7 protein-coding genes are annotated in these 8139 nt (G+C 49.0%); all 7 read left to right on the top strand.

Annotated elements, in window-relative coordinates; genetic code table 11:
• The first annotated feature begins 218 nt into the window (after positions 1–218).
• The 7 genes from ACW9JE_RS26260 to ACW9JE_RS26230 all read left to right on the top strand — a co-directional run bounded on the left by ACW9JE_RS26260 (position 219) and on the right by ACW9JE_RS26230 (position 8081).
• Positions 219–1019, top strand: coding sequence for a glucose 1-dehydrogenase (locus ACW9JE_RS26260; RefSeq protein WP_457434391.1), 801 nt, complete (start codon positions 219–221; stop codon positions 1017–1019).
• Positions 1012–2835 carry a glycoside hydrolase family 15 protein gene (locus tag ACW9JE_RS26255; RefSeq protein ID WP_224539365.1) on the top strand — a complete coding sequence of 608 codons (1824 nt, stop codon included), beginning with the start codon at positions 1012–1014 and terminating at the stop codon, positions 2833–2835. The genes ACW9JE_RS26260 and ACW9JE_RS26255 overlap by 8 nt, the downstream gene beginning before the upstream one ends.
• 300 nt (positions 2836–3135) lie before the next feature.
• Positions 3136–4014 carry a LysR family transcriptional regulator gene (locus tag ACW9JE_RS26250; protein ID WP_457434390.1) on the top strand — a complete coding sequence of 293 codons (879 nt, stop codon included), beginning with the start codon at positions 3136–3138 and terminating at the stop codon, positions 4012–4014.
• Between the two features lie 332 nt (positions 4015–4346).
• On the top strand, positions 4347–5933 hold the full coding sequence (locus tag ACW9JE_RS26245; RefSeq protein ID WP_457434389.1) for an asparagine synthase-related protein: 1587 nt from the start codon (positions 4347–4349) through the stop codon (positions 5931–5933).
• Positions 5930–6892, top strand: coding sequence for a phosphotransferase (locus tag ACW9JE_RS26240; protein ID WP_224539358.1), 963 nt, complete (start codon positions 5930–5932; stop codon positions 6890–6892). Before ACW9JE_RS26245 ends, ACW9JE_RS26240 begins: the two co-directional genes overlap by 4 nt.
• Complete coding sequence (locus ACW9JE_RS26235; RefSeq protein WP_457434388.1) at positions 6880–7359, top strand: N-acetyltransferase family protein; 480 nt, start codon at positions 6880–6882, stop codon at positions 7357–7359. Before ACW9JE_RS26240 ends, ACW9JE_RS26235 begins: the two co-directional genes overlap by 13 nt.
• Positions 7360–7697: 338 nt before the next feature.
• The gene (locus tag ACW9JE_RS26230; RefSeq protein ID WP_457434387.1) at positions 7698–8081 is read left to right on the top strand and encodes a hypothetical protein; all 384 of its coding nucleotides are present in this window, start codon (positions 7698–7700) and stop codon (positions 8079–8081) included.
• The last annotated feature ends 58 nt before the right edge of the window (positions 8082–8139 follow it).

The following is an 8139-nucleotide window of genomic DNA, read 5'->3' as shown; positions in this document are numbered from 1 at the left end:
ATACATGCACCTCTTACTCATGTTATGCCCGAACACAAAATTTCTGACACTCCCGTGAAGGCCTCTTCGCGGGCAAGCCTCGCTCCCACAGAAGCCAAACGCACCCTTGCAGGAGCGAGGCTTGCCCGAGAAGAGGCCCGCCCCATCACCATCCAACTGAACTCCTGTCCACCCAAACCAGTCAGCTACTAAGCCCCCAACACACAGCGCCGCCTCCCATGAACATTTCGCTCGAACCTCAGGTAGCCCTCATCACCGTCGCCAGCTCCGGCATCGGCGCCGGTGTCGCCCGGGCAATGGCCGATGCCGGCGCTGCTGTGGTGATCAACTATCACACCGAGGCCGCGCCCGCCGAAGCGTTGGCCCATCAGATCAATGTCGCGGGCGGCCAGGCGATTGCCGTGGGTGCCGACGTGTCCAGTGAGGAGGACGTCGAGCGCCTGTTTGCGCAAACCCTCGATACTTTCGGTGCACTGGACATCCTGGTCGCCAATTCCGGCCTGCAGAAAGACGCCGCAACCGTGGACATGAGCCTCGCCGACTGGAACCGGGTGATCGCCGTCAACCTCACCGGCCAGTTTCTCTGCGCCCGCGCCGCATTGCGCATTTTCCAGCGGCAAGGGGTTCGTCAGGGTGTATCGAAGGCAGCTGGCAAAATCATTCACGTGAGTTCCGTGCACCAGCGCATTCCCTGGGCCGGACATGCGAACTATGCCGCGTCCAAAGGTGGCGTCCACCTGTTGATGCAGTCGCTGGCCCAGGAAGTGAGTCACCAGCGGATCCGCGTCAACGGCATCGCGCCGGGGGCAATCCGTACCGCGATCAATCGACAGGCCACTCAAGGCGCTGCTGAGAAAGAGCTGCTCAAACTCATCCCCTACGGGCGCATCGGCGATGTCGAAGACGTGGCCAACGCGGCGGTGTTTCTGGCCAGCGACGCCTCCGACTACATCGTCGGCAGCACTCTGTTCATCGACGGCGGCATGAGCCTCTATCCGGAGTTCCATGGCAATGGCTGAACATCCCGAACGACAATGCCCCATCGACGCCCACGGCATCATCGGCGACATGCGCAGCGCCGCTTTGATCAACGACAAGGGCAGCGTGGATTTCTTCTGCTGGCCGGAGTTCGACAGCCCGACCATTTTCTGTTCACTGCTGGATACCCCGGATGCCGGCATCTTCCAGCTGGCGCCGGATTTGCCCGATGCCCGTCGCGAACAGATCTACCTGCCCGACACCAACGTCCTGCAAACCCGCTGGCTGAGTGATCGCGCCGTGGTGGAAATCACCGACCTGCTGCCCATCGGCGATACAGAGGACAGTTTGCCGGTGTTGATGCGTTGCGTGCGCGTAGTCAGCGGGCAGGCAAACTTTCGTCTGCACTGCGCCGTGCGCCATGACTACGCCCGCGCCAAAACCCGCGCGCGCATGGATGGCAAGGACGCGTTGTTCGAAGCCGCCGGCCAGCCGACCTTGCGACTGCGCGTCGATCAACCGCTGCGTATCGAGGGCTCCGGTGTCGTGGCCGAGTTTTCACTCAAGCAGGACGAACGCGTCGAATGCCTGCTCGGTGCCGTCGACGACCCGCGTTTCAAGGAAGGTGGCGCTTCGATGTGCATGGAACGCACGCTCAAGTACTGGCGCGACTGGTCGGCCAAATCCAATTACCGCGGACGCTGGCGGGAAATGGTCAACCGTTCGGCCTTGGCCCTGAAGCTTTTGACCTCGCGCAAACACGGCGCGATCCTCGCGGCGGCGACGTTCGGTTTGCCGGAAACCGTTGGCGGCGAACGCAACTGGGATTACCGATACACCTGGATCCGCGACGCTTCGTTCACCGTCTATGCCTTCATGCGCCTGGGTTATGTGGATGAGGCCAACGCCTATACGCGCTGGCTGCGTGGCAGGGTCAGCGATTGTCACGGCAACTCGACCAAACTCAATGTCCTGTATGGCATCGACGGTTGCCAGGAGCTGCCGGAAGTCGAACTCACGCATCTGTCCGGACATGGAGGCGCCAAACCGGTGCGCATCGGCAACCTGGCTTACAAGCAGGTACAACTCGACATCTTTGGCGAACTGATGGATGCGGTGTATCTGATCAACAAGTACGGCGATGCCGTTTCCCACGAGGGCTGGAGGCACGTGACGGAGGTGATCGATCAGGTCTGTGAAACCTGGCAGCAGGAGGACGTCGGCATCTGGGAGATGCGTGGCGAGCAGCATCACTTTCTGCATTCGCGCCTGATGTGCTGGGTGGCGGTCGACCGGGCGATCCGCCTGGCGTCCAAACGTTCTCTGCCCGCGCCCTTCGCCCGCTGGGACGAAACACGCCAGGCGATCTACGCCGACATCTGGGAGAACTTCTGGGACGAGGACCGGGGGCATTTCGTCCAGCACATCGGCGGCACAGCCCTCGACGGCTCGATGCTCCTGATGCCGTTGATGCGCTTCGTCGCCGCCAAGGATCCGCGCTGGCTCTCGACACTGCAAGCCATCGAGAAATACCTGGTGCGCGACGGCATGGTCTATCGCTATCACAACGACCCGGGCGTGATCGACGGCCTGCAAGGCACCGAAGGCGCGTTCGCCGCGTGTTCATTCTGGTACGTCGAGTGCCTGGCCCGCGCAGGTCAGGTGGAAAAGGCGCACCTGGAGTTCGAACAGTTGCTCAGGTATGCCAGCCCGCTGGGGCTGTACGCCGAAGAGTTCGACAGCCACGCCCGGCACCTGGGCAACACGCCACAAGCGTTGACACACCTGGCGCTGATCAGTGCGGCGTGTTTCCTGGACCGTCGGTTGAGTGGGGAGAAGAGTTTCTGGGAGCCTTGATAAGACACCGCTCATCATTGAAAAACAAAAAAGTTAATTCTCACGAGTTAAATTGCTCTACCCCCGCGCGAATATCAAAACGATTATTACGTAGGAATAGTCGTTCTATGATGTAAGAAAATTCAGAATCATGCTTGAGGGCATACCAAAATTCGATTCTACAATCCATATTCAACCTGCACGACCAGTATAAAACGCCCACCCAACCCGTAAAACTATAGGCCAACTGATCTGATCCCACACGGTGAATTCCAGGAGTGCGCACCTAGTACGCACACCAACATGCAAGGAGCATTTGAATTGGAATTACGACATCTTAGGCATTTCATCGGAGTCGCAGAAGAACTAAATTTCAGCAAAGCGGCTGTTCGCTTGCACATCGAACAATCACCGCTATCTAGATCAATTAAAGATCTGGAAAACGATCTAGGAGTTCAATTATTTGAACGAACTACTAGATCGACCAAGCTCACTGAGGCCGGTACGGCTTTCCTGCAGGAAGCAAGACAAATACTCTTAGCCGTCGACAAAGCCCGCTTACGAATAAAAAACCAAAACAACAAACACCACCATACTGTACGGGTAGCACTGATCGAAAACTTTGTACCATCGTACGCCACGAAAAGATTTGCACAATACCGGAAAACCAACTCAACAATTCAATTGAATATATCCGAAATCCCTGAAGACCAGCTAACAAACGCGCTTCAAGACGGAAGAGTTGACGCAGTTATTTCACCAAGAAAAGTAACGCGCGAGGGATTCACGTCTATACCACTTTGGAGTGACGAACTAGCGATCATCACCCCGAAAGAACACCCACTATCAACATCCAACAATATAAATATAAGAGATCTAACCACTTACCCTCTTGCCACTTTAAAACCTTTATCCTATCACTTGATAAACAAACATTTAAATGCAACGGAAAACGAGCAAACCACGCTATATGGCCTTCAAGCATCAAATATAGAAATGATGATTCTTTTGCTATCGACCAATAGCCGAATTGGTTTGGCAACATACGCTCAGATTCCTACATGCTACCACCCGGAAATCGCCATTCGATTACTAATACCAAACGAACACAAAATAACTTCTTACCTGATCAGCTTAGATCCGCCATCAGAAAAATTCATAGCACTTCTAAAATGCTTGAAACCGGCGTTAGACTCATAAAACACAACACAAAACTAGCACATCCAGACTAAGAAAGCATAAGACCAAGACATAATCAGACTTTCTTTCATTCGATAACAATGTATTTATATCAAAGCGGGAATGGCCCGCCAACGTGGATAATAATACGATGAAAAAACAAAATACCGTTAAGACCAAACAAGACACCAACGTTTCAGTCATGGAGATATCCGTACTCAAGCCCCCTACGACACCCAAAAGGTCGCCAAAATTTTTGGTCGCAGGTGATAGCAACAGGCTCCGCTACTAAAATTTAGCGAACCCCAGAAACCGTTAATACGGTGGGCCGCCACTCTATATCGGGTACTAAAATGATAACCTGCAAAATTGACCGAAAAAGTTGTGTTGGCCTGCCGTCCTTCATTGACAACAAATACACTTGGCCTGATGGCAGCCAGCTATCCATACTAAATAATCCCTACATCAGTTCAACTATCTTTCATGACAAGCAAAGATGGATATGCATCATTCGAGTTCTCTCTCACCTGGCCAACAAAGAACCTAAAATAATTCCATTGACCCCTTCCAAACTCACAAGTATTTACAAAGACTTTTCTTCAATAGAGTCAGAGTCAATTCTTGTAGAAATGGTAACAGGCGAGCATGGAAACGTTGTACGTATCATCTCGGGAAATGAGGGCAGCGTTCCGATATATTTTTGCACCAATAACGAAAAAATTTACTTTAGTTGGGATTTCAAAAAAATCGCATCCACACGACAATCAGTAACAATTGATATTGAATACGTCGTAAAGTCTACGTTTGAACCCATCTACACCAACAGGACAGCCTTCCAAGGCATTTACATGCTTACGGCAGGTGCTTCTTGTACATTTTCAGATTCATCATGTGATTATAAATTTCCATTGGAATCAACAGAACTCCGGACAATTAATAGTATTGACCCTGACGATGCAATTTACGAATTCACCAACTTAATCAAAAATAAAATGCGGTCACAACTGTTAAATCCGCACAAAATGGCCATCGAACTAAGCGGAGGTCTTGACTCATCGACAGTTGCCATCGCAACCGCACATACCTTCCCATCATCAACGATTAATACCTATGGGATAGTAATCAGCGATCCATCATTGATCGAAAGCCAATGCATCCGAAGAGAAGAAGTAATCAGGCATATAGGCGCCCGCGACCACATTATAAAAATCATGGATCACTTACCTTCTCTCTCGTCATCCGCAGAAGATAAATACTATTTAAATTCGGAAGCATATGGGGAAGCGTTTGATTCTATTTGGGCCCAAGCAGCAAAAGATGGGCACCACTTAGTAATTAATGGTTGTGGTGGCGACGAGCTTTTCCCTCAGTTCTTAGACGAAGATTTTACAACAGACCGTATGCGCAGCATGAATGATCACGAATGGCATTCATACAACAAAATTCTAATGAATCGCCTTTCCCCAAAAGCGCAGGATATTCTAAGCTCCTCGTTGCTCCCCTGTGCTCCCAGAACATCCGCAGAAACTTGTTTAATGTTGGCAATGGTCAGAAGAGCTCCTCTATTGCTTGGATTAAACCTGATACCACTTTACCCTTTCCGCGACAGGAAAATTATAGAGTTTTGCAGAAACCTTCCTACTAGCATGAGAGTAAACAAATCTCTTCTATCAAACTTTATTTCAAAAACAATGACCAAGGACACTTTCAAAAATTACCCAAAAGAAAATTTTATGCACGCCGACAAACTGGCACTACTTAGACAAAAAGAAACCCTTATAGCCTTACACACCAAATTCAGGATCATAGAAATAGGCCTGATAGATCAAAAAACATTGATGCTTGACTTGGAGAGACTTAACACCAACACCCCCAGCCATATATTAGATTATCTTTCAAACCTGCTTTCCATTGAGCGCTTTCTAAAGGCATATTTATGAGCAGTCTCAATAATTTAACACTACAAATACTTTCTGCTCACAAGCTTGCAGCAAACAACATTGGGATGATCTACAACGGCGTTAACAAATTATTTCGCGTCACCACTGACAACAAAACGTACATTCTAAAAATCTTCAGAAAAAGCCATACTCCGATAAACAACATAGTTTATGAACGCAAAATCACGCAATACCTTTTTTCACAAAAAATTGACTGCACACAAGTGATTTCTTCAACATGCAATATCGAACAACTCTATACGTTTGAAGGCGCTGAATATTATGGAATCCTCACATATGAAAGCGATGGCAATCAATACTCAGAAAGCAGTACATATCACCATGAGGCGCTGTTTGGTAATGCACTACAAAAATTACACAACTGCCCTCGCCCTACGTTCAACAACCCAGCATTCAATCCAAACAATGCACATCATCTGATTTCAGCATTTGACAAAAGCAAAAACTCACAAACAACACGAAAACTAAAGAAAATCATAACAATTTTAGTAAATGACATTTCTGCTTCAAAGCAATACCCCGCCACTAGAACTAAATACTGTGTTTGCCATGGAGACGCTTGGCCAGGAAACGCCCTTTACCAAAATAATACTTGCACCCTATTAGATTTCGAACACGCAAGAATCTTTGACCCTACATTTGACGTCTCCACTTTTATCTGGTGGTTAACAGGAGTGGACCACAGTGAAAATTATAAACATGCTGCTTGGAACAGCTTCGTCAACGGGTACGGAGCAAGTGCTAAACACCTCAGCAACAATAAAGTCCCTATTTACATAAAAACCAACCAACTTAGAAGCCTGATATTTCTATTGAACAACATAACTCTAAATAGCCAAATCATTGAATATGCTCATGAGCAAACCTTCAAATTACTTCGCCAGCTTAAATACTACTCTAACTTAGAGAGCACCTTGGAGAACCTATGGAAAACTTAATCATCAGACAAGCCAAGCAGACCGACATTGAAAAACTTACCCAATTCTACGCTGAAGAATTTTCAAACCAACCTCCACTCGAAGTCATCAAACAAACCGTCATTTTCAATCTATTTCATAGAAATGACTTTGCACCCACCCATTTCTGGTTAGCTCAGGATGAGCATGAAATAGCAGCCTTAGTTGTCGCTCGCTATCGAGCATCATTTAAAGCTTACGAAATTGAATCCATAACAGGTAAAAGATATCGACGCCGTGGAATTGCATCGCACCTAATTAACCTTACAATACAAAAATGCTTCGCAAGCGGTTTTTTTCAATTTTTTGCCAACATTTCACCAAGAAACACTAATAGTATCAAGCTTGTACAGAAGCTTCGATTCGAACTTGCCACTTTCCACCCAGCCCCTGAAATGAACACCTATAAACTCTCTCTGAACAAAGATGAAGAAAATCAACTCATGTAGAATCGACGACATCCATCCAACTAGAAACCCCTGCTCACATTGAGCGATTTTAAAAACTTCATCCTACCAAAAAACTCTTAAAGAGCCTGATCGTCATCAAAGCGCAAACCCGCCAACGCCAAACTTATTATCTTTTTACATCTAACTAACTTGCACCCTTACCTAAACTACACCACTCACAATCCTTGAGTGAGATTAATCCTACAGACTTCTACTATAAATAAATTATTTCTACGCACCGATATACCACATTGCAACCAATTACATACCCATCTAACATCGCCATCTGATGGGGCACAGCGGAGCTGTCCAACAAAACCCGAATTCAAGGAACAGAAATGACCCAGCGCATCCACCGCAGCATCGACCTTCCCCTTCGCACCGGCCTCGGCCGCGATCAATTGTGGGAGGAGCACGACAAAGGCCTGATCAAATGCTGGGAGATCGGTCGCCAGCGCGCCGCACGTTTCCCCGATCTTGCCCGCCAATGCCTCGACGGCGAACTGCCGGTGCTGGGCTGGAAAGGTGGTGTCAGCCGCAGCCTGAAGAAACTCGAAAAGTACGGCTCCCTCAAATACCTCGCCCAATGGCAGGGCCTGCGCGGTGAAGACCTGGACGTGGATCTGAGCGAGGAACGGGCCCTGACCTGTTCCCGCACGAAAATGGTCGTGACCTTCACCCCGGACCGCAGCAAATACTTCAACCAGACATCCGACGCCTAGCCCTTGTAGCAGCTGGCGAAGCCTGCGTCCGGCTGCGCAGCAGTCGTAAAACCTGAGT

Source organism: Pseudomonas sp. SDO55104_S430, assembly GCF_054070595.1.
This window is presented reverse-complemented; position numbering and strand designations above follow the sequence as displayed.

Coding starts and splice junctions, on each gene's coding strand:
- ACW9JE_RS26260 (WP_457434391.1), top strand. CDS start 219: ATGAACATTTCGCTCGAACCTCAGGTAGCCCTCATCACCGTCGCCAGC.
- ACW9JE_RS26255 (WP_224539365.1), top strand. CDS start 1,012: ATGGCTGAACATCCCGAACGACAATGCCCCATCGACGCCCACGGCATC.
- ACW9JE_RS26245 (WP_457434389.1), top strand. CDS start 4,347: ATGATAACCTGCAAAATTGACCGAAAAAGTTGTGTTGGCCTGCCGTCC.
- ACW9JE_RS26240 (WP_224539358.1), top strand. CDS start 5,930: ATGAGCAGTCTCAATAATTTAACACTACAAATACTTTCTGCTCACAAG.
- ACW9JE_RS26235 (WP_457434388.1), top strand. CDS start 6,880: ATGGAAAACTTAATCATCAGACAAGCCAAGCAGACCGACATTGAAAAA.
- ACW9JE_RS26230 (WP_457434387.1), top strand. CDS start 7,698: ATGACCCAGCGCATCCACCGCAGCATCGACCTTCCCCTTCGCACCGGC.